The sequence below is a fragment of the Ochrobactrum sp. C6C9 genome, assembly GCF_022627935.1.
GTDB classification, from domain to species: domain Bacteria; phylum Pseudomonadota; class Alphaproteobacteria; order Rhizobiales; family Rhizobiaceae; genus Brucella; species Brucella teleogrylli.
On record NZ_JABXGB010000084.1, the window covers coordinates 1 to 1,360 of the forward strand.

The window sequence follows — 1,360 nt, forward strand, 5'->3', positions numbered from 1 at the left end:
ATCTGATGTCTGCATCGCCAAAATTTACGCCCAAACCGTCAGGCAGGCAACTGTAGCCCAGTTAACGTGACAACACCATCGCAAACATTTCAACTGCCTTTTCTTCATTGAGCTCGGTGGTTATTTTCAGGCTTAGGTGTTTTCAGTAATGTATATTCAATGCGAAAAGTGAGGAATTGCTGTAGAGCCATTCTAGTCTATCTCCCCATTTTTGGCTAAATCTCTGGCAACGTTCGACTGCATTTTTGCGTAGGAACTAATAAATGAACAATACTCATTTGACAGACCAATATTTTCGCAGTGCTTTCGAGCATTATTATAAAGCTCCGCGAGTTTGGCGTGGACCACTGTATCCCTCTTCCAGTTCTTAGAGCCTAACCGAAAATTAAGTTGAGCGATTTCAGGAGTTTATGATTCTCTGTGGTTTACCAAGACTACGGAGGATCACATGGCCTGGACTGAAACCGCCCGTCGCGACTATGCCAGACGAGGCTTACGCTATACAAGCGACTGTACTGATGATGAATGGGCTGTTGTCGCGCCGCTTTTGCAGCCGATGAGCAAGGTCGGACGTCCACGCGAGCATGATCCGCGCAATTTGTGGAATGCGATCCAGTATATGGCGACAACGGGCTGCCAATGGGCGCAGTTGCCGAAGGAATTTCCACCCTTCACAACTGTGCAGTACCATTTCTACCGGATGCGTGACAGCGGCTTGCTTGATCTTGTCAATGAAATGCTGGTTGCGGTGACACGGCTGGCGGAAGGTCGCAAGGCGGAGCCGACGGCAGCCATTATCGATAGCCAGTCGGTGAAGACGACAGAAGCTGGTGGTCCGCGCGGCTATGATGCAGGCAAAAAGATCAAAGGGCGCAAGCGCCATATCGTAACCGATATGGTAGGCAACATGTTGGAAGGCATCGTGCATGGTGCTGACGTTCAGGACCGCGACGGTGCGCCAGATCTGATCGAGCGCGCCTGCCAAAACCACCCCACGGTGAGGAAACTCTTTGCCGATGGCGGATATGCTGGCGAAAAGCTGACAACGGCTGTGGCACATATCGAAGCACTGGCGATAGAAATCGTCAAGCGCTCCGATCAGGCCAAAGGCTTTGTAATTCTGCCCAGGCGGTGGATCGTTGAGCGAACCTTCGCCTGGCTTAATCGTTGCCGTCGGTTGGCTAAAGATTGGGAAGCCTCTATCGCCTCAGCAGAGGCATGGATGTTCATAGCATCCATCAGGCGAATGACACGCCGTATCGCAAAGCTTGAATTTTGAGTCGGGCTCTTAGAGTCCGTTTGAGAATTTAGTTTCCTTGGTCTCTGGTTCGTGATTCACATTAACGATGTGGACACGAGA

1 protein-coding gene is annotated in these 1,360 nt (G+C 50.7%); it reads left to right on the top strand.

Annotated features, from left to right (window positions below):
* Positions 1-448 precede the first annotated feature (448 nt).
* Entirely contained in the window at positions 449-1,279 is an 831-nt protein-coding gene (locus HWD97_RS24135; protein ID WP_371835793.1) for an IS5 family transposase, read from the top strand.
* The last annotated feature ends 81 nt before the right edge of the window (positions 1,280-1,360 follow it).